We start from the raw sequence: 26,365 nt of genomic DNA on the forward strand, positions 1-26,365 counted from the left end.
CAGCCCCTTTTTCGTTTCATTCAGATTACGAAAGTTTAGAACGCAAGTATGCGTCGATAAACATATCAATGTCGCCATCCATAACCGCACCGATATTGCCTGTTTCAGCATTTGTACGGTGGTCTTTGACCATGGAGTATGGGTGGAAGACGTAGGAGCGGATTTGGCTGCCCCAGCCGATTTCTTTTTGCTCTCCGCGAATCTCAGCGAGCTCTGCTTCCTGCTGCTCGATTTCACGTTGATAGAGCTTAGATTTCAGCATTTTCATGGCTGCTTCACGGTTTTTGATTTGAGAACGCTCAGATTGGCAAGTGACCACAACATTCGTCGGGATATGCGTGATACGGACGGCAGAGTCAGTTGTGTTGATATGCTGACCGCCGGCGCCGCTTGCTCGGTATGTGTCAATCTTCAAATCTTCTGTGCGGATTTCGATGTTGATTTCATCATTGAATTCTGGCATAACCTCACATGATACGAAGGAGGTATGACGGCGGCCAGATGAATCGAATGGGGAGATACGAACCAAACGGTGTACCCCTTTCTCCGCCTTCAAATAACCGTAGGCATTATGACCGCGAATGCCGAGTGTTACACTCTTCACGCCAGCCTCATCGCCTGGAAGGTAATCAAGTGTTTCTACCTTGAAGCCTTTTTTCTCTGCCCATCTTGTGTACATACGAAGGAGCATGGATGCCCAGTCCTGAGACTCGGTTCCGCCGGCACCTGGATGCAATTCAAGGATGGCATTATTCTTATCATATTCTTCACTGAGCAGCAATTGAAGCTCGAAGGCATTCAAACGCTCAGATAGCTCGGTAAGTTCAGATTCAAGCTCACCCTGAAGATCTTCATCCGGCTCTTCTTTGATCAATTCAAAGGTTAGCTCGAGATTTTCGTAGGATTCATTTAAGGAGTTGAATTCACCAACCTGCTCTTTCAAGCCATTGGCTTCACTGATGATGCCTTGGGCCTTCTGCTGGTCGTTCCAGAATTCAGGCTCAGACATGATTTCATCAAGCTCCATAATGCGCGCTTCTTTCTCTTCTAAGTCAAAGAGACCCCCTAAAGTCCGCCAAGCGCTTGGCTGTTTTTTCTAACTCATTGCGAATTTCTGCGATTTCCATTCACATTCACCTCTATCATTATTTAACGCTAATCAGGAAAAAGAGAGGCGGCGTACACACCGTCCCTCTCATTCAAATGGTTATCCTTTATTATACGCTCTTGCGTCTTTTAAAGATACCTGAAAGCTTGATTTATTTGCCATGACAATTTTTATATTTTTTACCAGAACCGCATGGGCAAGGCGCATTACGTCCCACTGCTTTATCCTCATTGCGCTTCGGCTGTTTTTTCACTTCACCATCAGCCTTTGGATTAACGGCCTGTCCTTTGACAACTTCCTCACGCTCAAGATTATTGCGAATCTCGGCCTTCATGATGTATTTTGCTACATCATCCTCGATGGAAGCAATCATAGCCTCGAACATTCTGAAGCCTTCCTGCTGATATTCATTCAACGGATTGATTTGAGCATAGGCACGTAAATGGATTCCTTGACGCAATTGGTCCATCGTATCAATATGATCCATCCATTTGCTATCAACCGCACGAAGAACGATAACTTTCTCGAATTCACGCATTTGCTCGGTTGAAAGCTGTTCTTCCTTCTCATTGTATTTCTCGATAATCTTATCAAAGAGAAGGTTGACGATTTCTTCCCCGTCAAGCTCCTTCAATGCTGCCTCATCCAAGGAGTTCTCAGGCAATAGATTTGCATACACATAATCGAGAAGACCCTGGATATTCCACTCCTCACTCTCTCCATCCGGACCGAATGCATACACATTGCGTTCAAGGGAGGAGCGAATCATAGACTCAACAATGCCGCGTAAATTATCGTTATCAAGTACATCAAAGCGCTGCTTGTAGATGATTTCACGCTGCTGACGAAGAACATCATCATATTCAAGCAATTGTTTACGGGCATCATAGTTATTGCCCTCAACGCGTTTTTGCGCAGATTCCACAGCTCTTGATACCATCTTGCTTTGGATTGGCTGATCATCGCCCATGCCAAGGCGGGACATCATGCTCTTAATGTTCTCGGAGCCGAAACGGCGCATCAATTCATCCTCCAAAGAGAGGTAGAACTGAGTCACACCAGGGTCCCCTTGACGTCCAGAACGACCACGGAGCTGGTTATCGATACGGCGTGATTCATGGCGCTCCGTACCGATGACAGCTAAACCGCCAAGCTCTGCCACACCTTCACCAAGCTTGATATCTGTACCACGGCCGGCCATGTTGGTCGCGATGGTCACAGCGCCGGGCTGTCCGGCATCAAGAATGATATTTCCTTCCCGCTCATGCTGCTTCGCATTCAAGACACTATGCGGGACACCCTTTTTCTTTAAGAGCTCGGAGACATATTCACTTGTCTCAATCGCTACCGTACCAACGAGCACTGGCTGCCCTTTCGCATGGCGTTCTGCGATATCTTCAACAACCGCCTTGAACTTGCCTTCCATTGTGGCGAAAATCAAGTCAGAACGGTCATCACGAATGATGTCACGGTTCGTTGGAATCGCGATAACGTTCATATTATAAATATTGCGGAATTCCTCTTCTTCCGTTTTCGCTGTACCTGTCATACCGGCAAGCTTTTGATACATACGGAAGTAGTTTTGGAATGTAATTGTCGCAAGGGTCATGCTCTCGTTTTGGATTTCAAGCCCTTCTTTTGCCTCAATTGCCTGGTGAAGACCGTCGCTGTAACGGCGTCCTTTCATCAAACGGCCGGTGAATTGGTCAACAATGACAATCTCACCGTCTTGAACGACATAATCGACATCCAAATGCATGGACGCATGTGCCTTCAAGGCTTGTCCGATATGATGGTTTAAGGCAACATGGCTGATATCAAATAAGTTATCAATGCCAAAGGCACGCTCTGCCTTGCTCATCCCATCTTCCGTTAACTGAACACTCTTCGTCTTCTCATCGTACGTATAATCCTGCTCTTTCGTCAGCGTACGAACAAAGGCATTCGCCTGCATATATAATTGTGTGGATTTCTTCGCTGAACCAGAAATAATGAGCGGTGTCCGCGCTTCATCGATCAAGATGGAGTCAACCTCATCAATGACGGCAAAGTGAAGCGGACGCTGCACCATTTGCTCTTTGTAGAGCACCATATTATCACGCAAGTAATCGAACCCAAACTCATTATTCGTTCCATAAGTAATGTCCGCATTATAGGCTTCTTGCTTTTCCTCACGGGACATGCCAGCTAAATTCAAGCCGACAGACAGTCCTAAGAAATTATAAAGCTGTCCCATTTCATTAGCGTCACGACTAGCAAGGTATTCGTTGACCGTGATGACATGAACGCCTTTTCCTGTGATGGCATTCAAATAGACAGGCATGGTAGACGTTAACGTTTTACCTTCCCCGGTTTTCATCTCGGAAATATTCCCTTCGTGCAAGGCGATACCACCCATCAACTGCACATTAAATGGATACATGCCTAGCACACGGCGTGAAGCCTCACGAACGACCGCAAAAGCCTCAGGAAGCATATCGTCAAGCGATTCTCCATTCGCATAGCGTTCGCGGAATTCATCCGTTTTAGCTGTCAGTTGTTCATCTGAAAGACCCTCTGCCATGGAAGCCAATGCCTCCACCTTTGCAGCTGTTTTCGTCAGCCTTTTCAGTTCAGATTTATTAGGGTCAAACAATTTATTCAAGATCCCCATTAAGCAGTCTCTCCTCTTATTTAGAAGGGTTTCAATGCCCTAGATTGTTAGTCAATCATGAATCGTACTTTTTTTAAATTTCTTATTAATAGTAACACTTACAACAGGACAAAACAACAAATGCAAAGGTTTCGCCATGTATAATTCTGGGCATAATTTATCCTTTATTTACGAATTTAGCCACAGAAAAGTTTCATCCTTCTAATAGAAGCAGTTTTGCCAGAGAGGGAGCCTTTTAATCAAGGGGGGCAGAGCAGTGGAGGTTTAGCTTATTTCTTCTATTATTGTCTCATTTTGACATAGCTGTTTGTCTAGATACATGGATTTGCGCCCATACCACTGAACTATCGCCCTTACAGCATTCCATGCACCCATAAGAGCTGGATTTCGCCCTTACACCAAGTAATGCGCCCATACGAGCTGAGTTTCGCCCTTAACCAGCAGGAATTCGCCCATAAATCATATGAAACCAGGCTTATTCCAAGTAGAAGAAGAGGCCCATCATCCCGCCAAAGGTCAAAATAGACAAGCTGCGGGGTGTTTTTGAAGAAAATCCTGCTCTTTTCAGCGGATTCCGTTCAAATACAAGATAAAATTACCCTGTTTTGATTCTGAGGCTTTCCAGGATTGCTCCCATACAAACCAAAATTAAAAAGGCGGAAAACCCATCGGGTCCTCCGCCTTTCCTGTATCAACTTAGTTAACGGCTTCAATCAAACCGTATTTACCGTCTTTACGTTTGTAGACGATGTGTGTGCCGTCTGTTTCTGCATCTGTGTAGATGAAGAAGTTGTGGCCGAGCATGTCCATTTGAAGGATGGCTTCTTCGCTATCCATTGGTTTAAGATCGAAGCGTTTTACACGGACAACTTCAAGCTTGTCTTCATCTTCTTGCACTTCTGGTTCAAGGTCGCCTTCTGGAGTGACGAATACTTCTTTGCCTGTGTCACGGGAGCGACGATTGATTTTTGTTTTATATTTGCGAATTTGTCTTTCTAATTTATCGTTAATAATGTCAATGCACGCATACATATCTGTGTTGGTTTCTTCTGCTCGCAATACAAGGTTTGGAAGCGGAATGGTAATTTCAACTTTTGCGTTTTTATCAGCGTAAACTTTCAGATTAACATGTACATTGGCATTTGGCGTATCAGAAAAGAATCTTTCCAATTTTCCAACTTTTTTCTCTACGTAATCTCTGATTGCTGGAGTTACCTCAATGTTTTCACCACGAATGTTGTAATTCATAAGTGAGTCCTCCTTTTCTCTACCTTCTATAACTATTATATTCTATTAATCCCAAAGAACATCCTGCTAATATCGACAAATGTTTGTCTATTTTTGAACAATTCAGGATTTTGAGATTACACTATTAGTATACCCTATCTGACTAAGAAAAAGCACTAGATGTCACAATAAATTCGAAGTTGTAATCATTTCCTCTTATCATAATAAAATCCATCTGTCATAACCGATTCATAGGGATTGGCATATTTTTGATTATGCCGCTTTTGAACCTTGACCCGTTTGATTTCTGCCGCGATCTCTTGCTTTTTCATTCCCATTAGTTCAGACAGTCTCAAGTTCAAAGCGACACAGCGCTCACCCAATGCTCGTTCTGCATCCGAAAAAGGGGGCTTGATCTCCAGCTGGAGCTTCTCCCGCTTGAGGATGGAGCTGTCAAGCTGCACAATAGCCTTCTCCCGATTCTTCTCCCATTCCTCTCCCTCTAGCATCTCTATCATTTCCTTCGTGACTTGATAATAGTCTTCCAACGCTTTCACGAAGCCTCACCCCTTCTTTGTAAAAAGAGGCCGTGACAATTCGTCAGGGCCCTTGTTCGATCATGTATAAATATTGATAAGCATCCCTTGTATTTCCCCAATCATCCCGAGCAGGCTGAGACCCTTTTCCTCTTTATCCAAGACCGCATTCGTCAATTCGAGCAGCTTCTGATCGACCTCTTTCACCAGCTTGTAGACTTTCGCCGAACCACGCTGACTGAAGCCGCGCCGCTCCTCAAGCTGCAGGCCGCTCTTGACGGCATCATCCATGAAATCCTTGACGAGCTTTTTATATTTGCGCAGGTGGTCAATGGATTGCGTATCGGCAAGCACCTTGCCTTGCGCCTCAATCTCCTGCATTTTTCTGCTGAGTCTTTCATACGTTATATCCGCACGGCGCGTGCCAATGACCTCCTTAAAGGAAATGGTACCCTTGGCCGCTTCTCCCTTCCAATCTGCCTTATGTAAGGCAGTCTTTCCTATTCGCTGTACGTCCACAAACCCACCTCAAAATAAAGCTTATTGTAATAATTGCAGTACACCTTGTGGCATCTGGTTTGCTTGAGCAAGCATCGCTTGAGCAGATTGATTCAAGATATTGTTCTTTGTATACTCTGTCATCTCAAGTGCCATATCTACATCACGGATGCGTGATTCAGCAGCCGTAATGTTTTCATTCATGCTTGAAAGGTTTTCGACCGTGTATTCCAGACGGTTTTGCATGGCACCAAGGCTGGAGCGCTGGGCCGTGACCGTTTTCAAAGCAGCATCTAGAGTCGTAATGGCCGTGTTCGCACCCTGAGCTGTTGTTAAGTTTACATTCGTTAATCCGAGGGCCGCAGAATCCATTTTACTGATGGCCACATCAATGGTTTGCGCTGCATTTGCACCGACCATGAGGGAGAAAGTTGTATTTGCTCCCATTAGATTTTGTTTGTTAAATTCCGTCGTATCGCTTATCCGGTCAATCTCTAGCTTCAATTGGGTAATTTCCGTTTGAATGGCATCTCGGTCCTCGGTTGTATTCGTACCTGTTGAGCTTTGTACAGCGAGCTCTCTCATCCGCTGCAGGATTTCCGTCACAGACGATAGGGCGCCTTCCGCTGTTTGAATCAATGAAATACCGTCAAGCGCATTGCGCTCCGCTACATCAAGACCGCGGATTTGCGAGCGCATTTTCTCCGAAATAGATAAACCAGCCGCATCATCCGCTGCCTTATTGATGCGCATTCCGGAGGATAGTTTCTCCAGGTTTTTCGCAGAGTTCGCTTGGTTTGCGGCAAGCTGGCGATATGTATTCAGGGCAGCAATATTATGATTGATTTTCATCCGTATTAGCTCCTTCGTTCTCTATTATCGTTTTGTTCTCATGACGTGGTTTTCATAAGCAGATACCTTTTGCATGACCGATGATGACTGCTCTTTCCTGTGCATGGCTTCATTCCAGGCAGCGGCAAGTGTTTCAGCGAGTTCTTTTACATGCTTGATTTGATCCGTATCTTTACGGTAATTGGCCTCGATGGTCCGATCAGCCATATAGTTGTAAAGGCTGTCCAAGTTCTCCGCCAGCGGTCCTGCCTCATAGCGCAGACCGACGCCTAGCCGCTGAATGATGTCACTCGCCTTTTGCAGGCTCTGATTCGCCGCTATCATATTCTTTTGCTCGATGCAGCCAAGCGCCTCCTCCAAATGACCAATTAATCCTTCATACAGAAGGGCTGTTAACTCTTGGGACGATTTCTGGACAATCAACTCTTCTGTTAAATATTCCATCGTCAACCTCCACCTATTTTCTAGTTTTTATATCGGTTCACCCGTCGTATTCTTTATCCAGTTCCTCCAGTAATAGAAGAATCTCCGCGATGACCGCATAGAGCTGCGGAGGGATGGAATCACCTAAGTCCAAATCAAGAAGATGACTGACCAAGGTCTCATCCTCCTGCAGATGGATATCATTCTGACGGGCCATTTCAATGATTTTCTGGGCCACGCTGCCGGTTCCGTGCGCAACGAGCTGCGGTGCGCTTTCCTGACCTTCCTTATAACGCAGGACAGCGGCACTCAGCCCATTCACTTTCCTTCGATTCATCTGATTGACATACCTCATATCGTCCGGTCGTATCCTTTCCCCGCAAAGGGATTGATGATTGGCGTACGTGCTTGCTGCTCCATTTCTTCTGTTTCCCGCTTGAACGGTTTGACTTGAACCGTTCCAATCGAATAGCCAATCTCGCCAAGCCGCTCGAATGTCGTTTCTGCCAGAGGCTCTAATCTTTGTGATAAGTCCTTCTTATCACTCGTAAAAGTGATGAACAGATTGCGGTTATTGGCAGTAAGTGATATGCCGATCTCCCCAAGTCTTTTCGTTTCCAGCACAAAGTACAGACTGCAGTTCTCCCAGTCTAACGTTTCATTTTCGCTGTTTGCTTGGACAAATACCTTCACATCCTCCACCTGCTTTTGCAGCATGAGCGGCAGATGAAGGGCAAGCTGCTGCAGACCGGATGAATCAGGTTTTGCAAGCAATTGCTGGCCTGTGATTGTCTGTACGGCCTGCTCAGCCTGAGCTGCAAGCTTCGGATTAAGCCCCCCGTCATTCAGGGCATGCAGCAAGGCAGACTTTACGTTCGCCCGCGCCTCAGGCTGCTTTCCATCCAAGAGCGCCTTCACTGTATCTGCTTCATTCATCATTCCAAGCTTGCGGATAAGCTCAAGCATTTGACGGCCTGATGGCTGTTCAGGCTTATAAACCTGGACTTGCTGCTCCTCCATTCCGGCGACGAAATGCTTCACCTTCACGTCAGATGGCTTAAAGACAAGTCCTTCGACTGAAGCCTTTACTTCGCGGACAATCTGGCTTGCCTCGCCAAAATTCCCGTTCATTAATAAAGACCGTGCCTCCTGAAGCCGGCTGCTTGCCAGGAGGAGCTTTTTCTCTGTGCCCATATCAACGTAAAGCATGTAATCCCCTTTTAAGATCGCCGTATCGAGCTGTTTAATCGTTGACTCGAGAACCTGCTTCACTTGGGGCTGACTATTGGACAGCAGCTGCAGGGATTGATCAAGATTCTTCCCGATATCCCGTTTCGTCTGTTTGAAATCAATCGTGAGCTGAGCGAGTCGCTGACTAATTTCTGTGACGAGAATATTCTTTGAATCAAGCTTCAATGATTGAACAGCCTGGCTAATTGAGTTCAGTTCCTCTGCCGTCAATAGAGCCTCCTTAACCGGCTGCCTCAGCTCTGGATTTCTTTCCTCCAATTGCCCGAGTGCTTCCGTCAATACCTTTCGCGCTGAAAGCTCTCGTCCACTGGCTGATAAGCCCTCCGCCTTTGCGACAGCGGTGCTAAAATCCGTATAGTTCTCCATTCGCTGAACACGGTCATCTTGTGAGAAAGTCCTCACATGGTTGAGCACCTGCTCCATATCCGGCTGTCTTTGAATGGTTTTCAGCAGGCTCTTCAACATCTCTGCTTCTGCCGTTAACACGGCCTCTCCGCTCCCTTTTTGCCCAAGTGAATGAAGGGTGTGTAAAATGGCGGTTTTACCCTCTGGCAGGCTCTTTAAAAGAGCACTCTTCTCACCTGCATCCAGCTTTGCACCCTTGATGAATGCCAGTACCTGCTTGCGGATGAATGCATCGTCTTCACTCGATTCGATGGCAGCGATTAACCGTAGGATAGAGGACGTTTCTCTCCTGCTCTCAAGCAACGGCAGTTCCTTCCCCACTTCCTCCATCACCTTGCTGATGGATTCGCCATGCAGGGCGGAATGTATGGCCTTTAAATGGGAATCTGTCATCTCCAATCCACGGCCGGCCGCTGCCTTAATGGTCTCCAACTTCTGCGTAACCGATCCTGCTTCTGTTTTCATCCATTGCTGAAGCATTTTCGCAAGCTCGCTTGTCATCGAATAGCCTTTATCAAGCAGTATTCTTGCCGCCTGCTGAACCTCCTTCAAAGAAGCGCCCTCTAGGCCCGCCGTCCTTAATAATCCGTCCAAATCAAGCGATGTCCCGCTCTGCGCTGAATCAACATTTTTGGCAACTTGCTTCGCGATTACAGCATCGTTCTGTCTGCTCGTAATCTCTATTTGTATCCGCTGTTCACTCGGAACCCCGCCTTCAAAGGCCATCTTCATCTCTCTTCCGTTTAAGGATACGACAGCAGCCGATGAGGATAATCGTTCTTTGATCGAGATCGTATACACCTGCCCAATAGCTAATGGCCTCGTTCCAGCCGCAGCAGCTTGATTGGTATCCGTTAGTTGAATCTGCATATTTCTTCCCACCTCGATTATTCCCTTACATTCTTTATCGGTAGATAGAAAAAAAACGTAAGGATGGAGAGAGAAATAGAGAAATAGACCCAAACGGATTTACCAGCTGATAAAATGCATGTCTTTTTACCTATTCAACGATTAATTCACGTATAATAATTTCATTCTGTACTAAAAAACAGTTGATTCTACCATCCAAAATACTATACTATAATCAATTGGATTATTTTTACTTATTCAGCAAAAGGGGATACGCACCATGATTTTGATAAAATATATCAAATTGTTTAATAGCCTTCTTGCTTTTTTTATCCTACTCAATATCATTTCCTATGCTACGGGACGCGTGGAGCTCTTCCCAGTTCTGGCGGTTGGAACACTCCAGATTCTACTGGGAGCCCTAGTTAATGCAGCCGGGTACAAGCTGAAAGATTTAGACGGAAATGAATAACTATATAAAAAAAGAACTGGCCGATTGCCAGTTCTTTTTATCATTATGCCCGGTCTCCTCCGGCAAATTGTTTCTGCCGGTTTAATTGAATCGCCTGCTTCCAGGTGTCACGCAAGCCTACGACGAGCTCCTCCACCTCATCCAGGATGGCCGGATCATTCTTCATATTCGCTTCAATCAGCCGGCGCAAAATGTAATCATACATCGCCATCATATTCTTCGAGACCTCGATCTCCATATTCAAGGTCACTCGCAGCTCGTTAATGATATTTTGCGCCTTCAGGAGATTCTCATTCCGCTTCTCGATCTCCTTGTTGTCCATCGCCATTCTGCCTGCCTTGATAAACTTGAGGCAGCCATTATAAAGCATCAGCGTCAATTCACCAGGAGAAGCCGTTGTGACGGCATTGGATTGGTAAGCCTGATAGGGATTATGTAAAGCCATTTATTCGTGCACTTCCTCTCTTTAACTGGAGAAATAGGATGATAGATAGCTTGATTGGCTATTCGCATTCTGAATCGCCTTCTCCATCGCTGTAAATTGTGCATAATAGCGATCTTCAATATTCAAGAGCTTATCCTCAAACCGTGTAATGCGGGATTCTACATCACTCAAATCCCGGCCGATCGTAAAAGTCGCATTCGTACTGAACGCATTTCCTGCCTTTGCCTTCAGCTTATCAGTTGCTTCCGTAATATTCGCCTGAAGCTTGGAGGCAATTCCTTCTGCTGAGGCAAATAAGGCCTGTACGCTTTCCGGGTCATCCTCAAGCGCCTGCTTTAATTTCGTTTCATTGATTTCCAGCTTCCCGCCGTCTAAATAGTTCGCAGTTGTTGTAATGCCGATGCTGCTAAGCGTCTTAAACGTGCCCGTTGCCGTACTTACCGTATTTGACATGCTTTGGCGCATGGAGGTCAATACACTTCGAAGGGTTGCATCATTGCGAAGCCATCCTGCCTTTGCGATATTGTCCCACTTCTCAGCCTGAGCTTCTGTCAAACCCTCGCGCTCTTCATCAGATAGCGGCTGATAGTCACGTTTCCGTTCCTCGCCTGTTTTCTTCGTAATCTCGCTGATCAGTGTATTATAGGAATCTACAAAGCTCTTAATATTGTCATAAACAATGGTCGTGTCACTTGTAATGCCAATATTGACCGCACCTGAGAAGGTTTGCTTCAGGTTAAACGTTACCCCGTCTATCATGAAGTTATTGCTTGAGCGGGTAGTCGTAATCCCATTAAGGGTGAATTCCGCATCTGAGCCTGCCTGGTAACGTGCCGTATCGAGCTGCAAGGCTATGGACAAATCGGATTGGCCGAACTGGATATCATTTGCCCCAAAGCTGCCTGTCTCTGTTCTTGTTACGGATAGACTGTCAGAGTTGGCATCATAGAACATCGTAACCCCAAGCTTGGAGGAGTTGATTTTGCTGATGACATTACTCATCGACTGGTCAGCCGAAAAGAGGAAGGTCTCCTGCATCGCTCCTTTAGAGGTGGTGGTCTTCACATCCATTGCGGTGTACTTTTGCTTGTAGGCGACCGTAATCTCGGCAGCCGCATCCACCGCACTATTTAACGTTACCTGCCCAGTGGCAAAATCAATCTTTCCTGATAGAGAACCAGCGGTGAAGGCATTATTTGCATCAACGGTGACGACTTGGCCATTAATGGTGAGAGAATTCTCAGCAATCGCCTTTTTCGATAAGGTAAAACTTGTTGCTCCTTCTACAAGGGAGATCTTTTCTACCTTTTTATCTGTGACGTAATTCACTTCAATGGCGGCGTTGGCTTCTGGTGTGTTTGTGAATGTGATGATGCCATTGTTAATCGTGTATTCATCCGCTTTAAGGGCCTTTCCAGCCACCTTTACGCTGATTGGACGATCAAGCAAGATGGTTCCTTCCGCGAGAGGAAGTTCGACCGTCGAACCAGTGGCTGTGAATTTCGCCGTCTCGACGCTGCCTTCTGCCCAAGTGATGGCGTTCGCAAATTGACTATTCATAGAAAGCAGGGAGCTGCTTGTGCTGATTTTGCTGTCTGCACTGGCAGATAGTTTATTTACGGTTGTCAGGCTTGCTGATGTCGCCAGCTTCGTCACATTGGAGAGCTGATAGCTTGCCGTACTGGCAGATGAGGACGCTGTTGCGGTTACATAGGACTCGTTTGAGCTGCTCGTTTGCTTCGCCCCGTAGCTTGAGCTGAGTTTCATGTTCAGCACCTTTGAGCGAAAATCGGTCAGGAGCGTATTCATCGAGCGGTAATCATCCCGCTTCCACTCAAGAATCTGTTTCTTTTGCTTCAATTTATTGAGCGGAAGTCTTTCTGCATCCATCAATTGCTTGACGATGGAGTCAATGTCCATCCCGCTTGCTAACCCAGATACCCGGATTGCCATTTGCATTCACATCCTTATATTCTTCTGTCGACGAATAACGCCATATTCTCGGCCATTGAGGCATACATATCGAGCAGCTTTTTCGAAGGAATTTCCTTCAGCACATCGCCTGTTGCTGCATCAACGATGGAGACATACATTTTCTCGAGTCCCTCATGCATTTCAAATTTCAGGGAGGTTTTCATCGGTCCAAGAAAGTGATTCATCGCTTGCGTTGTTTCCATTAGTTTCTGCTGGATTTGTTCGTCGGTCATCGGAGTCCGTTCTTGAGATGGGAGCTTTTCCTGGACGGAAGCCTGCGTGGCATTGCTTCGTACGACAGCTGGAAGCCTCGCTGGCTGCTCGATTGCTTTGCTGACAGTATAGCCGGAAATGCCGTTTACCATATCCATGCACCTCGCTCTGCATTCATTGTTATTTCATATATCGGATGGGGAGGGGAGAATTTTAGGAAGGTGAGGGCGCTGCCATGAAAGATAGGTTATTTGTCCTAAGTATTTTTCGCAGAAGGGAGTCGCTTTCCGTGGGCAAGCATCGAGCCTCCTCGTGCTGCGCACTGCGGGGTCTCGATTAGCTTGTTCTTCCCACAGGAGTCTCCCCCCTTCTGCGAAAAATAGGAGAGCGCATATAATTGGTGATACTGTTTCTAACCACTCCTTCAAATCAGTAATACAATATAGAAAAAAAGACCTGCATGAGCAGGTCTCCGGTAAAAGATAGATTAACGCAATAATTGAAGTACATTTTGCGGTTGTTGGTTTGCTTGGGCGAGCATGGCTTGGGATGCTTGGGCAAGGATGGATTGTTTGGTTTGCTCGCTGATTTCTTTTGCCATGTCGACGTCACGGATGCGGGATTCGGCGGCTGTAAGGTTTTCGGAAATGGTCCCCAGGTTGTTAATTGTGTGCTCTAAACGATTTTGAACAGCACCAAGTCCAGAACGCAGTTTCGAAACAGTCGCGATTGCAACATCTACTGGCTCAATAGCTGCTTGAGAATTGGCTTTATCCTTTAAATCTCCAACTACAGTTCCAGATAAAGCAGCAAAATCTGCATTACTAAATGTGTAAGAGATTTTTTGGTTTTTGTTTGCACCAATTTGGAAATCGACAGCTTTAGAAGAGGCGTCCCAGAGTTTTTGTTGGTTAAACTCAGTTTCATCAGAGATACGATCCACTTCTATCGCAAGCGCTTGATATTCAGCATCTAATGCTTCACGATCTGCTGCGACGTTTGTGTCATTGGATGATTGTACAGCCAACTCACGCATACGCTGTAGAATAGAATGAGTTTCATTCAAAGCACCTTCAGCTGTCTGAATCAAAGAAATACCATCCTGTGCATTTCGGCTTGCTTGATTGAGCCCGCGAATTTGGCCACTCATTTTCTCTGAAATGGATAAACCCGCTGCATCGTCACCTGCCTTATTAATACGTAAACCGGAAGATAATTTTTCCATACTCTTTCCTTGAGCACTGTTTGCCTTTGTCAAAGCATTTAATGTGTTCAATGAGGCAATATTGTGGTTAATAATCATTCTTTTTTCCTCCTTGGAATCTTACGGTGGACTTCCTTTTCCACCAGTTGTTTTTTTATATTAATGAAAGCAAGCCCTGACCTAGGATGGGTGCTTTCAGAAATAACGCATAAGAAAAGACGAGCGGGCTTTGCAGGTGAGGCTTCATTGCCCCGGCTGCTTTAGCCCGCTCGTCCATGAGACTATTTATTTCGACCCTTTGTTTGCTTCGACTAATTCCCCGCGCGTGATTTTGATATGCTTCGGGGCATCGATGGCTAAACGAAGGTGTCCATCATCACTTTTGACAACTTTGACGGTGATATCATCACCAATTTGAATGTATTCCCCTGGTCTTCTGCCAAGTACTAGCATGTTGTGTGGTCCCTCCTCCTTGAGAAAAGTGGTCAATTTGTAAGAACCCCCTTGAAGAACATTACCCGCTCTGACTGGCTTCACACATAAAAAAAGAGCAAATAATGCATCCGGCCCGCTTCCTGCGGCACTTCAATAAGCATTATTTACTCGTCCTGAGTACACATTATGAGGTTTTATGTCTTACATAGATATTATCGGACTACGTTCATATATCTTTATACTCACTTTTACATTTTTTACAAAATTCATTGTATAGTATTTATTGGCTGATGGCTACTATCTTTTATGCATTCTATTGTTTCATAGACCAAACTACCGTGCCAGGCTGGCACGGTAGTTTCTAACCATATGATTAACGTAACAAAGAAAGGACGTTTTGTGGTTGTTGGTTCGCTTGAGCAAGCATCGCTTGAGAAGCTTGAGCAAGGATGGATTGTTTTGTTTGCTCGCTGATTTCTTTTGCCATGTCTACGTCACGGATACGGGATTCAGCGGCTGTTAGGTTTTCTGAAGATGTATTTAGGTTGTTGATTGTGTATTCTAAGCGGTTTTGGTTAGCGCCTAAATTTGCGCGTGCAGATGATACTGTTGCAATTGCTTCATCAATTGTTTCAATTGCAACGGTGGCATTTTGTGCAGCTGTGACTGTAGCTGTTCCCGTAGAAATATTAATCCCCTTAGTAACTATTGCTGCAGCTGCTGGAGTATCAGCAATATCTGTACCATTTTCTTCAACTGCAGCAGTTGCTTCTTTACCATTACCATCATCAACGCCTAATGTATGGGCATCAAACGCTCCAATTGCCAGCGACATAGTTTGACCATTATTCGCACCGATTTGGAATGTTAAAGACTTTGCACCCTGACCATCCAACAGTGTTGTTGTGTTGAATTCTGTCGTATTAGAAATACGGGTGATTTCTTTCGCTAACTCATCTACTTCTTTTTGAAGTTCTGCACGATCTGCGTCTGTGTTCGTATCATTGGAAGACTGAACAGCCAACTCACGCATACGTTGAAGAATAGAATGAGTTTCATTCAAAGCACCCTCAGCAGTCTGAATCAAAGAAATTCCATCTTGAGCGTTTCGGCTAGCTTGATCTAACCCACGAACCTGCGCACGCATTTTTTCGGAGATGGCTAGACCTGCCGCGTCATCCCCAGCACGGTTGATACGTAGACCAGAAGATAGTTTCTCCATGGATTTGCCTTGTGCTACGTTTGCCGCAGACATTTGGCGGTGTGTGTTAAGTGAAGCGATATTGTGGTTGATAATCATAAGTAAAAATCCTCCCTGATTTTAACGGTTCACGTCCTTGTGAACCTGATTGGTATGAGGAAAGAAAATCGGCCGACTCTTCTTTCCTGATACATCTTTTTTATCGGGGAGGATTGACGGTATTTGATAGGACTTTACACCTATAATTTTGTATTCTTCAGTAATTCGCTCATATTGATGGTGATTTCGGCGGCTTCGACGTTTTCGTTTTGGATTTCTTCGAATAGTTCTTTCCGGTACACATCCACTTTCTTTGGTGCTTTGATGCCGAGTTTGACTTGGTCTCCTTGAACGGCGATGACGGTGACTTCGATGTCAGAGCCGATGAGGATGGATTCATCTTTTTTGCGTGATAGGATCAGCATGCGTCATTCCCCCTGCTTTCGACTTTGGCGAATAGAGGAGTGCGGATTTCATAATTTGTATCATTCAGGATGACCTGCTTCCCGCGGCGGCTTTTCAGGTCAATGACGATGGGTGCCTGCAGATTGAGTGTGGATTCCTTGAACGGCTCTTTCACGGAGACGATGGAGAATACGGTGATATTCTCCTGTGTTGCCCCGATTGCCTGTACACTCTCCTCCTCAAGCTTGAATTCATAGTCTGGGTGAGTCAGGAATGGGCTTGTGAGGATGAAAGCTAGATTCGCTGTTTCAGCAGACTGAAGTACATAGAAGGTGTTCTCCTCTGTCAGCGGCAGGATGACCCATTTCTTCTCCCCGCCAAAGCCTGGCAGTCCCTCTTCAAATAAAAGAACTTCAGCTTCCGCCAGCTCCTGCATGCCATGATATTTGGTTGCTATTTTCATATGCCTTCCCCTCTCTATCTATCATTAGGTAAATTTTACACGAATAGCTAAAATAAAGCTTGGCCCAAAAGGGGACCAAGCTTTTTATCATCTTAAGAAATCGACGAGTGAGCGCTGAATCAGATTCGCCCCGACCGTTAAGGCTGCTTCATGAACGGCCTTTTGGTTGGTGTAGTCAGTGATGATTTTCTCCAAATCAATATCCTCGTTATCACTCATCGCCTTTGTGGCCAGCTCCTCTTGATAATTGATTCTTGATTGCAGAAGCTCAAGTCGGTTGTATCGTGCACCTAGGTCTGAGCGCTCCGCCGAAAAGCTGGAGATATGTCCGTCTAAATCCGCCAGCAAGGAATCAAGATCCGGGTCATCGGCTGTCATTTCAGCAGAGATCTGACTGATTGTATCGAACATGCTCTGGCCAAGAAGCGCATTCAAATTGGCATTTGCCTTCAGCTGCGAGCCTCGGGATACTTCCACCAAATACGCAGAATCAGCTGCGTTCACCGTTACATCGCCCGCATCATCCATTGCGACAGGTGCTTCTGTTACATTTGTTCCGTTAAAAATATATCGTCCTGCTACTTGAGTATTCGCGACTGAGACTAAATCAGCCTTCAACTGGTTGATTTCCTTTGCAATCGCCTCACGGTCCACATCAGTGTTCGTATCATTTGCTGCCTGTACGACAAGCTCGCGGATACGCTGGAGATTGCTGTTTGCCTGCTCCATCCCCGCCTCTGCATTATCCATCCATAAGTACACTTCAGAAAGGTTTCGTTTATACTGTGTCACTTCATTCAGGTTGGAGCGATAGTACATACCTTTTTGGGCGATGACTGGGTCATCGGATGGCTTGGCGATTTTTTTGCCGCTCGACATTTGTTCGAGCATGGTCGCCATTTTCCCGTAACTAGTATGAATGTTGCGTAATGAATTGGACGCAATCATGCTTTGTGTGACTCTCATCTTCTATCCACCTACCTGCCGCCTATTCCTAGGCCATTAATGATTCGATCTAAACATTCGTCAAGGAGCGTGATCATCCGTGCAGAGGCGTTATACGCCTGCTGGAATTGGATGAGATTCGTCATCTCCTCATCAAGCGATACCCCGCTCACGGATGAGCGCTTGTCGCTGACCGATTGCAGCAAGATTTCGCTATTGCCGGAGAGACGATCCGATGCTTGAGCCTTAACCCCCATCTCACCGATGACCTTTTGCAAATAACCGGTCAGGCTGGACTTCTCCGCTGCCTGTGCGTTATTCTCGCCCGCATCCTTATAATTGAATTCGGCATATATGACATTAGCAAGACGGAGGACATTCGCTGCGTCCCCATTGATTGGGTTCTCTGTTGTCGCCGTCGCAATATTATCTATGCTCTCCATAATCGGGTCAGCAAGCTGGATACGTCCTGCGAAGCCTTTGATGGCTCCAGGCTCTGAGCTTCCATCCTCATCGGCGAAGAAAATGGTTTCCGTATCCCCGTGGGCGAGTTCATTCACACTTAAGCCCGCTTTATGTACTTTATTGAATTCGGTCGCAAAGATAAAGGCCATATGGTCGAGCTCCTGGAGCATATCCGTCACTTCGCCCTTCACATTGCCAGCCGTATCGACAAAGCCATAGCCCTCCATCATGGCGAGGAGCTTGCCCTTTGAGGCAAAATCACTTGCCGCAAGCTTTGTATCGCCGATTGTTACCGTATCAACAGCTGAGTCCTCTCCGTTTTGCGTGAGGGAGATGGTATTGAAACCATCCTTGTCAACAAGTGTGACTGTCTGGTCCGTTCCGTTCAGGAAATGGATAACAGCTGTCCCTGCAGCCTGGGCACTGGATAGACCGCCATTGCTGACATATTCCACCTTGATCGAGAAAATCTCTGACAGTTCATCAATGAGGTTATCGCGGGCATCATATAGATCATTCGGTAAATAGCCATTCGGCTCAACGACGGCGATTTGCTGATTGAGATTGTCAATCCCTTCAAGAAGGCTATTCACATCTCTCACTGTCACCTGCAGCTCATTCTCCAAATCGCTCCGCACCCTCTGCAAAGATTCGCTCAAGTATTGGAAGGTTCCTGCCAAGGCTACCCCACGCTCGCGCACGACCGTCTTCGCGCCTGAGTCAACAGAATTCACGGCAAGGTCCTGCAACGATTGCCAGAAGGTATCAATGGAATTGGCGAGGCCTGTATCATCCAGCTCATTCATGACATCCTCAAGCTTTCCCATCACATCAGACGCTGTGCCATAATAGCCAAGCTTGGAGCTTTCATTGCGGTACTGCACATCTAAGTAGTTCTCGCGAATACGCTGAATGGACTCTGCCTTTACGCCGCTCCCGAGTTGACCGGGCATTTGCCCGTGGTTCAATCCGGGGCTTGGATAGGCGGTATCTGCAGCCTGATTCACACGCTGACGGCTGTAGCCGAGCGTATTCGCATTCGCAATATTATGTCCGACAACAGACAAAGCCGTTTGCTGGGCGACAAGACCGCGCTTGGCCGTTTCCAGCCCATGGAATGTAGATGTCATAATGGCTCCCTCATTTCTTTACTCATGCTCTTGAATCAAATAGTGACCGGCCCGCTCTCGACTCCCGAGTCTGCTCCGGCCGTTCATATGTATAGGTATCCTCTTCCGGCAAGAAGAGATCCATGTTCATGTTCACGAATTGTAGCGATTGCTGGACCAGCTGGCGATTCAGCTCATTTTGTGCCTTCAGCTCTGCGACAATCTCCATCAAATGGCTTCCTCCTTCAGCTAGAAGCTCAGCTTCCTGTATGGTTGCCTTCTTCAGACAATCGGCCAGCGTCCCTTCCTTTCCGCCAAGGTACGCTCGAACCAGTTCAGCCCGCTTCGCCTCAATTCTCTCTACCAGCTGAATGAGCTTTCTTTCCTTTGCAATGATGGCAGCGAAAGATTTTATGTCCGATTGCTTAACCACCTCTGTTTGCTCCTTTGACAGCTTGAGCAAATCCATATGCACCCTTGTCAATTCATCCAATTTGTCGATAATCTGCTGCACCGTCATCTCTTTCTTCTCCTCATTTCCAGTCTTCAGCAGGGATGAGGGGTAAAAAGAAAAGCCAGTATCAGCCTCATACTGGCGATCCCCTCTTGCTTATTTTCCTGTATAAAAGTTCAGCAGGCCTTCTGCTGTTGCCTTCGTATTCACACGGTAGGTTCCATTGTCAATCTGATTCTTAATCTCATCTATTTTCGCTTGGCGGTCACTCGCGACAGTGGGGCTGTTTTGCAGCTCCATCGCCTGCTTGGAGATTTCCACCTTATCCGTTTGTGCCGTTTTCATATCTGTTCCTGCTCTGTTGACGCTTTTTTGGTACGCCTGAATTCCATAGTGGCTAATTTGATTAATCTTCATCATTGTTTCCCTCACTTCCCTATCATTTTGGGGTCTAATGATAGATTCGTTTGCCAACTCCTGTTTATTATCGGCAAAGCAAAACTTTTTTTCACCTTCTGCCTGATAAATTATCGCATAGGGAAAAACCATTGCCAACCAAGGAAAATCAGCGCTCTTTCAAGAGCCTTTGGTCCCATTCATGCAGCTTCAAATCTGCCTCAAGCTCAACTATGCAGCCCGTGCATAAGCGGTCTTTCCGGATAAGCTCCTCACATCGTTCACATGGATAGCCGAGGTTCGGGTAAGCCATAATCCGCAGACGTCCATTTTTCATGAATTGATGGAGCTCTTTCAGCTCCACACCGGTTTCCGCCGCAACATCCTCATTCGTCGCCAGCTCGTTCTCCCGTTTCTTCAAGAATTGCTGTACCTGCTGAAAGCGCTGTTCTTCCTTCTTGTAACAGCTTTCGCAACTATTACTCAAATGATTTTTCAAAAATAAGTTCTGGCATACCGGACAATTCGCAAGCTCTGCCATCTTCCTCTCTCCCCTCCGCTCGTTTCTATTCCCTAATATCGGATTTGGGGAGAAAAATTGAAGCTAACGTGCGATGGTTATTGATTTCACATTGACGGCTCCAGCTTCTTTTAAGATAAGCGCAGCCTGCCGCACGGTCGTGCCGGTCGTATAAATATCATCAAGCAGGAGAACCGTCTTCCCCTCATAATCAGGAGCATCTGGATGGAGGGCAAAGACCTGCTGTCTCTCCATCCGCTCCCTCCGCGTTTTCTTTGCCTGCTTTTCACTGTGTAATCTGACCAGCCCCTCCACCAGCATAAAGCCGGCACATTCTCCAAGAGCCTTTGCCTGATTGAATCCGCGCTCGGCCAACCTTTCTGTGCTTAACGGGACAGGAATCATCAAATCAGCTTTCGGAATGGTCTTCTTCAGCTGACGCGCAAATAGACAGGCCAGCTCATAATCCCCCCGATATTTGAACCGTGCGATATACTCCTTCATGAAGGCATTGTATTGATAGAGTGAAACATTCGCCTCAAGAGCTACTCCGATTCCCGGAATCGCCTCCCACCGAATACAATCGTCACACTTTCCTTTCTCTGCCATAGGCCGGCTGCATACGGTACAGCGTGGTCCTTTCAGCGGCTCCAGCTGGACTTTACAGCTCTCACAAAGCAAATCGACCTCAGTCAGAAACAACAGTCCTGACCAGCCTGTTTGTTCCTCAAATGGGGTGTGGCAGTATAAACAAAGCTCTTTTTGAAAGAACATCAATCAAGCAGCCCCCTTCTTCCCGCTTCCTCATTCATGCGAATGATCTGCTGAATGGAAGCAAGCATCTCCTCTGTTTTCCCATAATGAAAGAAGACGACCTCCCCACTTGGATGCTCCCAAGAACGTCCGACCCTGCCGGCTATTTGAACAAGAGCCGCCTCTGTGAAGATCTCATTCTCCGCACCTATTACAGCGACATTCAGTCGCGGAATGGTGACGCCTCGCTCTAGAATCGTTGTCGTCAATAAACCCTGAAGCTCTCCGTTGCGGAGCTTTAACACCTTCTCGCGGCGTTCCGGGTCTTCGGCATGGACAGAATCAATCGAGGGAATCATCCGTTTGATTAAGGGAAGGGCTTGTTCCATGAGGGCAATATGAGGAAAGAAAATCAGAAATGGTTCATCCTTTTGGATAATGGCAGTCAGCCAGCTGGATAAGGGGGCTGGAATCCGTCCTTTGCGGAGGCTTCTTTGCCAATTACCACCCCAGCGAAGCTCTGGCACGGGGATCGGTTTCCGGTGGAAACGCGCAGGCAGGACGACTCCTGGCAGCATCCCCTTCTTATATGATTGCTGGAAGACCAAGGATGGGGTGGCGGTTAAATAGATGCGGGTACTATTTCTTTTCCCCGCCTTTTCAGCGGCAAATTGCAGACTGCGGTCAAAGGAGAACGGGAAGGCATCGACCTCATCAATAATCATGACATCAAAGGCATCCTGATAGCGGAGGAGCTGGTGGACAGTGGAGAGAACCAATGGGGCAAAGGCATGCTTTTCCGTGCTTTGACCATGGAGGGCGATGACAGGCATATTGGGGAATACCGCCTTCAGCCGCGGTTCAAGCTCAAGGATGACATCAGTGCGGGGTGCTGCAATACATACCCGCTTCCCGTCTTTAAGCGCTTCTTCTATCCCGGCGAAGACCATCTCCGTCTTGCCGGCACCGCAGACTGCCCAGACAAGCAGCTCAGAACTATTTTGAACAGCCTGAACGATTGCCTTTGATGCCTCAGCTTGCGAGGAAGACAGTGCGCCATTCCATTTCAGCCTTGCCGATGCAGCATTCCATTCAATCGGCTTGCCGCCCCATCCATAGAGCAGGCTGCAGGCAGAGACTCGTCCCATCATGATACATTTCCGGCAATACAGACACTCGGTTCCACACACCTGATGGGGAAAACGCGCAAGCAGCCGCTCATCATCATTGCCGCAGCGCCGGCATTGACCGTTCTCAATACCTTTTGTCGTATAAATAGCTGCTTCATAGAGTGAATCGTGATACTCAGAGGGGATTTCTTGAAGGAGAAGCTCTCTTCCGGAGAGGAGGGATTGTAAGGGGGATTGGACCAATTGATTTGGCCTCCTTTTTCGTTAGAATAAAAAGACCGGCTGAATAATCGGATCAGCCGGTCCCTTGGTGTTATCTGTTTGATTAGCGAATTGTCCAGCCGAGTCCCATGGCCCCTTCACCTAAATGGGTGCCAATCACCGCACCGAAATAACTGATGACAAATTCAGCATTAGGATATAATTGCTCTAGCTCTTGCTTCAATTCAATCGCTTCCTGCTCCGAATTGCCATGAATGATAGCTGCTTGGAGAGGTATGCCTTTTTGATAATCTTGGTCAAAAATTTCAATAACGCGCTTCAAGGCTTTCTTCTTCGTGCGAATCTTCTCATATGGCACGATTACCTTCTCCTCAAAGTGAAGAATCGGTTTCACCTGCAAGAGGCTGCCAATCAAAGCAGATGCCCCGTTCAGACGGCCGCCGCGCTGCAAATTCTGCAAATCATCGACGATGAAGTAGGCATCCGATTCCGAACGAAGCTCTTCAAGACGTGCCATGATCTCCTTAGGGTCTTTCCCTTCCTGCGCCATCTTGGCTGCCTCAATAACATAGAAGCCTTGTACCATACAGCTGATTTCAGAATCAAAGGCATGTACCTCAATTCCATCCACCATATTACCGGCCGTGATAGCCCCTTGGTAAGTGCCGCTGATTCCGCTTGATAAATGGATGCTGATTACGGCATCGTAATCTTTGGAAAGTTGCTCAAACAACTCAACGAATTGACCGATTGGGGGTTGGGAGGTAGTGGGAAGTTGGCCGTAGCGGCGAACCATTTCATAAAAGTCAGAAGCCGTCAGCTCGATCTCTTCTCGATAGGCTTCTTCACCGAACACAACATTTAGAGGTACGATATGTATATCAAAGCGATCACGTAAGTCTTCTGGAATATACGCTGTACTATCCGTTACTACTGCAGTCCTCATATTATAGTAAACCTTCCTTATTTTTGGTATTTACCTTATTTATATTCTCCATTTTATATGATAATCACTCCATTTGCATTAGATTGTTCAAAATGACAAAAATTTAACTCTTAGGTATCTCTCCCAAGCGTTTCCCTAATATAACCAAATCACGCTCCACCCCGTCAAGTTCAGCCACACGCGGCATATGGGCCCATGTATCAAATCCGTACCGTTTGAAAAGGCGAATACTTGGCTCATTATGGCCAAAAATAAACCCAAGCAGTGTGCGGATTCCATAATCCGGCGCCCGGCGGATTGCCTCCTCAAGAAACGCCGCTCCGATTCCGCGCTTGCGGTAGGCGGGGTCCATATAAATACTCACCTCTGCCGTTGCCTGATAGGCAGCCCGTCCATAGAAATCCTGAAAGCTAAGCCAGCCAATGATGACTTCATCCTCGGTCATCACCCAGAGTGGACGCTGACTTGGCTGATGATCATGAAACCAGCTTGTGCGGCTCTCTACTGAAACCGGTTCAAGGTCAGCTGTTACCATCCGGCCTGCAATTGTCGAATTATAGATTTCGACAATCCTTGGCAAGTCCTCGATATGAGCATCCCTGATGTTTCTTTTTGGTTCCATCTTCATCCCCGCCTTTTCGATTCTTTATTAGGGAATGTACCAAAAAACGACTTATTTGTATAGGAAAAAACGCCTGCCCAAAGGACAGACGTTCATATTATCGGACTTCAACCCAGCCATTTTTGATTGCATAGACGACGGCTTGAGTACGGTCATTCACATTCATTTTTTGTAGAATATTGCTGACATGGTTCTTGACTGTCTTCTCGCTAATGAAGAGCGTCTCCCCAATCCCCCGGTTGCTCTTTCCATCTGCAAGTAATTGCAGGACTTCGCATTCACGGCGCGTCAGCAAGTGCAATGGACGACGAATCTCCAGGTTTAAGATATTCTCTCCGCCAGCTGCCTCATCTGTCGCCAATCTCCGGTAATCTCTTACAAGATTATGCGTAACCTTCGGATGCAAGTAAGAGCCGCCCGATGCGACCACCTTAACCGCTTCAATCAATGCATCTGCATCCATCTCTTTAAGTAAATATCCAAGGGCACCCGTTTTGAGCGCATGGGTCACATAGTTCTCATCATCATGAATCGATAGGATGATTACGCGTGAATCAGGATGTCTTTCAAGCAGCTGTGCTGTTGCTTCAACCCCGTTCATTGTCGGCATATTGATGTCCATGATGACGACATCTGGATGATATGTATCTACAATGGAGAGTGCATCTGGTCCATCATCTCCTTCGGCTACGACTTTAAAAGACGATTCAAAATCAAGAATACGCTTTACACCTTCACGAAAAAGCTGATGGTCATCTACGATTGCGATTGTTGTTGTCATTATGTCTCCTCCATTTCTCGTACATTTGTCTATCACTATTATATTCTTGATTTTCCTAAAACTACAAACATTTGCCAAAAATATAACTAGATAACTATTTTCCTCATTTATTTACACTTTAGATGATGACTTTAGCGGAATTTGTATATAAACCAATGTTCCTCCGCCAACACTTGACTGGATTGTCAATTCTCCCTCAAGTGTGTCGACACGCTCATTCATACCCATAATGCCGAATGAACCCTCTGTATGCTTCTGCGGAACAAAGCCTTTTCCGTTGTCACGTACGGTCAGTGTTCCTTTATCATTCAAAAGCTCTAATTTCACAATAATAACGGACGCTTCCGCATGCTTAATCGCATTTTGAACAGCCTCCTGGGCCAATCGAAACAAGGCCACCTCATAATTTGGCTCAAGCCGTTTCTCCTGCCCATACACCTGAAACTTAAATTCAATCTGCGGATTATACTCTCCGATTGTCTGCAAATATTTTCGCAACGTCGGAATGAGCCCTAGATCATCTAGTGCCATTGGGCGAAGATCATAAATAATGCGGCGCACTTCTGAGAGAGCGCTTCTTACCATCTGCTTCAAGGAGCGGATTTCAAGGAGTGCTTCTTCTGGTCCTCTTTCTCTGAATATTCGCTCAGTTAAATCAGAACGAACCATGACATTTGCGAGCATTTGTGCAGGTCCATCATGAATATCACGCGAAAGCTTCTTCCTCTCCGCTTCCTGCGCTTCGATAATCTTGAATCCGAAGTCCTGCTTTTGTTTAAACATATCCAATACATCAGACATTTCACGTAAATCACTGTTTAAGTATTGCAGCACGACCGTAATCTGTGACACGAGATTATCGGCCCGATCGATTGTTTCCTGTAATCCGGTCAGACGCCTCTCCAAATCATCGCGGCGCTTTCGCAGCTGTTTCTCAAGCTCCCTATTCATCGTCAAATCCACCTGGAGCATATGTGCCTTCTCATAGGCATTCCGGACCTGTTCCTCCGTAAACTCCTTAAATCGGGAAGAAACAAAGCTCAGCCGCTTCCTTGACTCGCGAGCCTTTCGTTCGAGTTCATCACCATCAGTTATAACCTTTGACACCATCGCCTTCACTGTCTCAAGCTCTGATATAATTTGATCATAATCATGCTGGCACTGTTCGCCAATCTCATAGATTTCTGATTTGCTATAATTAACCGTCTCTATCATATTATCCAGAATACGGTCTAGTGCTTTGCTGTCTATTTTAGGTACCCTCACATGAAATACCTCCTATCCATCTCTCATGCGCTAAACCAAAAGACCCTCTTTTTATATCGAACGAAAGAACAAGCATTTATATCATTCGTTAGATGTTTTCCAT

29 protein-coding genes are annotated in these 26,365 nt (G+C 46.3%); 1 reads left to right on the forward strand and 28 read right to left on the reverse strand.

Annotation, left to right across the window (positions count from 1 at the left end):
• Positions 1-25 precede the first annotated feature (25 nt).
• The 9 genes from prfB to ACY8DX_RS19500 form a co-directional block, all read right to left on the reverse strand.
• Positions 26-1,127, reverse strand: a protein-coding gene (prfB, locus tag ACY8DX_RS19460; protein WP_156185530.1) for a peptide chain release factor 2 whose coding sequence is annotated in 2 segments (ribosomal slippage) — positions 26-1,054 and positions 1,056-1,127 — 1,101 coding nt in all. Because the reading frame shifts where the segments join, the coding sequence is not laid out codon by codon here.
• A 132-nt stretch (positions 1,128-1,259) separates the two neighbouring features.
• Entirely contained in the window at positions 1,260-3,761 is a 2,502-nt protein-coding gene (gene secA / locus ACY8DX_RS19465; protein WP_049669435.1) for a preprotein translocase subunit SecA, read from the reverse strand.
• Between the two features lie 696 nt (positions 3,762-4,457).
• Complete coding sequence (gene hpf / locus ACY8DX_RS19470) at positions 4,458-5,009, reverse strand: ribosome hibernation-promoting factor, HPF/YfiA family (protein WP_049669434.1); 552 nt, start codon at positions 5,007-5,009, stop codon at positions 4,458-4,460.
• A gap of 185 nt (positions 5,010-5,194) precedes the next feature.
• Positions 5,195-5,545 (reverse strand): flagellar protein FliT, encoded by a 351-nt coding sequence (locus ACY8DX_RS19475; RefSeq protein ID WP_462405862.1) that lies wholly within the window; start codon positions 5,543-5,545, stop codon positions 5,195-5,197.
• Positions 5,546-5,605: 60 nt separating this feature from the next.
• Complete coding sequence (locus tag ACY8DX_RS19480; protein WP_462405863.1) at positions 5,606-6,043, reverse strand: YaaR family protein; 438 nt, start codon at positions 6,041-6,043, stop codon at positions 5,606-5,608.
• 21 nt (positions 6,044-6,064) lie between these two features.
• Positions 6,065-6,874, reverse strand: coding sequence for a flagellin N-terminal helical domain-containing protein (locus ACY8DX_RS19485; RefSeq protein WP_049669431.1), 810 nt, complete (start codon positions 6,872-6,874; stop codon positions 6,065-6,067).
• A 24-nt stretch (positions 6,875-6,898) separates the two neighbouring features.
• The gene (fliS, locus tag ACY8DX_RS19490; protein WP_049669430.1) at positions 6,899-7,318 is read right to left on the reverse strand and encodes a flagellar export chaperone FliS; all 420 of its coding nucleotides are present in this window, start codon (positions 7,316-7,318) and stop codon (positions 6,899-6,901) included.
• Between the two features lie 37 nt (positions 7,319-7,355).
• Complete coding sequence (locus tag ACY8DX_RS19495) at positions 7,356-7,652, reverse strand: EscU/YscU/HrcU family type III secretion system export apparatus switch protein (RefSeq protein WP_462405864.1); 297 nt, start codon at positions 7,650-7,652, stop codon at positions 7,356-7,358.
• Positions 7,649-9,823 carry a hypothetical protein gene (locus ACY8DX_RS19500; protein WP_462405865.1) on the reverse strand — a complete coding sequence of 725 codons (2,175 nt, stop codon included), beginning with the start codon at positions 9,821-9,823 and terminating at the stop codon, positions 7,649-7,651. The genes ACY8DX_RS19495 and ACY8DX_RS19500 overlap by 4 nt, the downstream gene beginning before the upstream one ends.
• Before the next feature lie 259 nt (positions 9,824-10,082).
• On the opposite strand from ACY8DX_RS19500, the gene ACY8DX_RS19505 reads away from it, so the two are divergent.
• The gene (locus ACY8DX_RS19505) at positions 10,083-10,274 is read left to right on the forward strand and encodes a hypothetical protein (protein ID WP_049669427.1); all 192 of its coding nucleotides are present in this window, start codon (positions 10,083-10,085) and stop codon (positions 10,272-10,274) included.
• Between the two features lie 43 nt (positions 10,275-10,317).
• On the opposite strand, the gene fliS (ACY8DX_RS19510) is transcribed toward ACY8DX_RS19505, so the two are convergent.
• From fliS (ACY8DX_RS19510) to ACY8DX_RS19600, 19 genes are all read right to left on the reverse strand, one after another.
• Positions 10,318-10,719: a flagellar export chaperone FliS gene (gene fliS / locus ACY8DX_RS19510; protein WP_049669426.1), complete on the reverse strand. Its 402-nt coding sequence runs from the start codon at positions 10,717-10,719 to the stop codon at positions 10,318-10,320.
• A 21-nt stretch (positions 10,720-10,740) separates the two neighbouring features.
• The gene (fliD, locus tag ACY8DX_RS19515; protein ID WP_462405866.1) at positions 10,741-12,672 is read right to left on the reverse strand and encodes a flagellar filament capping protein FliD; all 1,932 of its coding nucleotides are present in this window, start codon (positions 12,670-12,672) and stop codon (positions 10,741-10,743) included.
• 14 nt (positions 12,673-12,686) lie between these two features.
• Complete coding sequence (locus ACY8DX_RS19520) at positions 12,687-13,058, reverse strand: flagellar protein FlaG (protein ID WP_462405867.1); 372 nt, start codon at positions 13,056-13,058, stop codon at positions 12,687-12,689.
• A gap of 335 nt (positions 13,059-13,393) precedes the next feature.
• The gene (locus tag ACY8DX_RS19525) at positions 13,394-14,209 is read right to left on the reverse strand and encodes a flagellin N-terminal helical domain-containing protein (RefSeq protein WP_462405868.1); all 816 of its coding nucleotides are present in this window, start codon (positions 14,207-14,209) and stop codon (positions 13,394-13,396) included.
• A gap of 186 nt (positions 14,210-14,395) precedes the next feature.
• Positions 14,396-14,563 carry a carbon storage regulator gene (locus tag ACY8DX_RS19530; RefSeq protein WP_049669423.1) on the reverse strand — a complete coding sequence of 56 codons (168 nt, stop codon included), beginning with the start codon at positions 14,561-14,563 and terminating at the stop codon, positions 14,396-14,398.
• A gap of 355 nt (positions 14,564-14,918) precedes the next feature.
• A complete protein-coding gene (hag, locus tag ACY8DX_RS19535; RefSeq protein ID WP_462405869.1) occupies positions 14,919-15,845 on the reverse strand; it encodes a flagellin Hag in 927 nt (308 codons plus the stop codon).
• 140 nt (positions 15,846-15,985) lie between these two features.
• Positions 15,986-16,210, reverse strand: a complete 225-nt coding sequence (gene csrA / locus ACY8DX_RS19540; RefSeq protein WP_049669421.1) for a carbon storage regulator CsrA — start codon at positions 16,208-16,210, stop codon at positions 15,986-15,988.
• Complete coding sequence (gene fliW, locus ACY8DX_RS19545) at positions 16,204-16,653, reverse strand: flagellar assembly protein FliW (RefSeq protein WP_462405870.1); 450 nt, start codon at positions 16,651-16,653, stop codon at positions 16,204-16,206. The genes csrA and fliW overlap by 7 nt, the downstream gene beginning before the upstream one ends.
• Positions 16,654-16,740: 87 nt before the next feature.
• Positions 16,741-17,619 carry a flagellar hook-associated protein FlgL gene (gene flgL, locus ACY8DX_RS19550; RefSeq protein WP_462405871.1) on the reverse strand — a complete coding sequence of 293 codons (879 nt, stop codon included), beginning with the start codon at positions 17,617-17,619 and terminating at the stop codon, positions 16,741-16,743.
• Between the two features lie 11 nt (positions 17,620-17,630).
• Positions 17,631-19,193 carry a flagellar hook-associated protein FlgK gene (gene flgK / locus ACY8DX_RS19555; RefSeq protein WP_049669418.1) on the reverse strand — a complete coding sequence of 521 codons (1,563 nt, stop codon included), beginning with the start codon at positions 19,191-19,193 and terminating at the stop codon, positions 17,631-17,633.
• A 22-nt stretch (positions 19,194-19,215) separates the two neighbouring features.
• Positions 19,216-19,692 (reverse strand): flagellar protein FlgN, encoded by a 477-nt coding sequence (locus ACY8DX_RS19560; protein ID WP_049669417.1) that lies wholly within the window; start codon positions 19,690-19,692, stop codon positions 19,216-19,218.
• A gap of 90 nt (positions 19,693-19,782) precedes the next feature.
• Positions 19,783-20,046, reverse strand: coding sequence for a flagellar biosynthesis anti-sigma factor FlgM (gene flgM / locus ACY8DX_RS19565; protein ID WP_197089889.1), 264 nt, complete (start codon positions 20,044-20,046; stop codon positions 19,783-19,785).
• 145 nt (positions 20,047-20,191) lie between these two features.
• Entirely contained in the window at positions 20,192-20,563 is a 372-nt protein-coding gene (locus ACY8DX_RS19570; protein WP_439802686.1) for a TIGR03826 family flagellar region protein, read from the reverse strand.
• Positions 20,564-20,626: 63 nt separating this feature from the next.
• Positions 20,627-21,316 carry a ComFC family protein gene (locus tag ACY8DX_RS19575; RefSeq protein ID WP_462406988.1) on the reverse strand — a complete coding sequence of 230 codons (690 nt, stop codon included), beginning with the start codon at positions 21,314-21,316 and terminating at the stop codon, positions 20,627-20,629.
• Positions 21,316-22,668: an ATP-dependent helicase ComFA gene (locus ACY8DX_RS19580; RefSeq protein WP_462405872.1), complete on the reverse strand. Its 1,353-nt coding sequence runs from the start codon at positions 22,666-22,668 to the stop codon at positions 21,316-21,318. The genes ACY8DX_RS19575 and ACY8DX_RS19580 overlap by 1 nt, the downstream gene beginning before the upstream one ends.
• An 82-nt stretch (positions 22,669-22,750) precedes the next feature.
• Positions 22,751-23,593, reverse strand: a complete 843-nt coding sequence (locus ACY8DX_RS19585) for a DegV family protein (protein ID WP_049669412.1) — start codon at positions 23,591-23,593, stop codon at positions 22,751-22,753.
• A 103-nt stretch (positions 23,594-23,696) separates the two neighbouring features.
• The gene (locus ACY8DX_RS19590) at positions 23,697-24,215 is read right to left on the reverse strand and encodes a GNAT family N-acetyltransferase (RefSeq protein ID WP_462405873.1); all 519 of its coding nucleotides are present in this window, start codon (positions 24,213-24,215) and stop codon (positions 23,697-23,699) included.
• 97 nt (positions 24,216-24,312) lie between these two features.
• Complete coding sequence (locus ACY8DX_RS19595) at positions 24,313-24,996, reverse strand: response regulator (protein ID WP_049669410.1); 684 nt, start codon at positions 24,994-24,996, stop codon at positions 24,313-24,315.
• A gap of 111 nt (positions 24,997-25,107) precedes the next feature.
• Positions 25,108-26,262, reverse strand: coding sequence for a sensor histidine kinase (locus ACY8DX_RS19600; protein ID WP_082196976.1), 1,155 nt, complete (start codon positions 26,260-26,262; stop codon positions 25,108-25,110).
• Positions 26,263-26,365 lie beyond the last annotated feature (103 nt).

The sequence above is a fragment of the Gracilibacillus sp. Marseille-QA3620 genome, assembly GCF_054950035.1.

Bases quoted from the DNA above. Each gene is read 5' to 3' on its own strand.
- ACY8DX_RS19570 (WP_439802686.1), bottom strand. From the start codon at position 20,563: ATGGCAGAGCTTGCGAATTGTCCGGTATGCCAGAACTTATTTTTGAAA.
- flgL (WP_462405871.1), bottom strand. From the start codon at position 17,619: ATGAGAGTCACACAAAGCATGATTGCGTCCAATTCATTACGCAACATT.
- fliD (WP_462405866.1), bottom strand. From the start codon at position 12,672: ATGGCAATCCGGGTATCTGGGTTAGCAAGCGGGATGGACATTGACTCC.
- hpf (WP_049669434.1), bottom strand. From the start codon at position 5,009: ATGAATTACAACATTCGTGGTGAAAACATTGAGGTAACTCCAGCAATC.
- flgK (WP_049669418.1), bottom strand. From the start codon at position 19,193: ATGACATCTACATTCCATGGGCTGGAAACGGCCAAGCGCGGTCTTGTC.
- ACY8DX_RS19500 (WP_462405865.1), bottom strand. From the start codon at position 9,823: ATGCAGATTCAACTAACGGATACCAATCAAGCTGCTGCGGCTGGAACG.
- ACY8DX_RS19590 (WP_462405873.1), bottom strand. From the start codon at position 24,215: ATGGAACCAAAAAGAAACATCAGGGATGCTCATATCGAGGACTTGCCA.
- ACY8DX_RS19530 (WP_049669423.1), bottom strand. From the start codon at position 14,563: ATGCTAGTACTTGGCAGAAGACCAGGGGAATACATTCAAATTGGTGAT.
- ACY8DX_RS19520 (WP_462405867.1), bottom strand. From the start codon at position 13,058: ATGGTAAACGGCATTTCCGGCTATACTGTCAGCAAAGCAATCGAGCAG.
- secA (WP_049669435.1), bottom strand. From the start codon at position 3,761: ATGGGGATCTTGAATAAATTGTTTGACCCTAATAAATCTGAACTGAAA.
- fliS (WP_049669430.1), bottom strand. From the start codon at position 7,318: ATGGAATATTTAACAGAAGAGTTGATTGTCCAGAAATCGTCCCAAGAG.
- flgM (WP_197089889.1), bottom strand. From the start codon at position 20,046: ATGATGAAGATTAATCAAATTAGCCACTATGGAATTCAGGCGTACCAA.
- ACY8DX_RS19585 (WP_049669412.1), bottom strand. From the start codon at position 23,593: ATGAGGACTGCAGTAGTAACGGATAGTACAGCGTATATTCCAGAAGAC.
- csrA (WP_049669421.1), bottom strand. From the start codon at position 16,210: ATGCTGATCCTATCACGCAAAAAAGATGAATCCATCCTCATCGGCTCT.
- ACY8DX_RS19505 (WP_049669427.1), top strand. From the start codon at position 10,083: ATGATTTTGATAAAATATATCAAATTGTTTAATAGCCTTCTTGCTTTT.
- ACY8DX_RS19495 (WP_462405864.1), bottom strand. From the start codon at position 7,652: ATGAGGTATGTCAATCAGATGAATCGAAGGAAAGTGAATGGGCTGAGT.
- ACY8DX_RS19560 (WP_049669417.1), bottom strand. From the start codon at position 19,692: ATGACGGTGCAGCAGATTATCGACAAATTGGATGAATTGACAAGGGTG.
- hag (WP_462405869.1), bottom strand. From the start codon at position 15,845: ATGATTATCAACCACAATATCGCTTCACTTAACACACACCGCCAAATG.
- fliW (WP_462405870.1), bottom strand. From the start codon at position 16,653: ATGAAAATAGCAACCAAATATCATGGCATGCAGGAGCTGGCGGAAGCT.
- ACY8DX_RS19525 (WP_462405868.1), bottom strand. From the start codon at position 14,209: ATGATTATTAACCACAATATTGCCTCATTGAACACATTAAATGCTTTG.
- ACY8DX_RS19595 (WP_049669410.1), bottom strand. From the start codon at position 24,996: ATGACAACAACAATCGCAATCGTAGATGACCATCAGCTTTTTCGTGAA.
- ACY8DX_RS19575 (WP_462406988.1), bottom strand. From the start codon at position 21,316: ATGTTCTTTCAAAAAGAGCTTTGTTTATACTGCCACACCCCATTTGAG.
- ACY8DX_RS19485 (WP_049669431.1), bottom strand. From the start codon at position 6,874: ATGAAAATCAATCATAATATTGCTGCCCTGAATACATATCGCCAGCTT.
- fliS (WP_049669426.1), bottom strand. From the start codon at position 10,719: ATGGCTTTACATAATCCCTATCAGGCTTACCAATCCAATGCCGTCACA.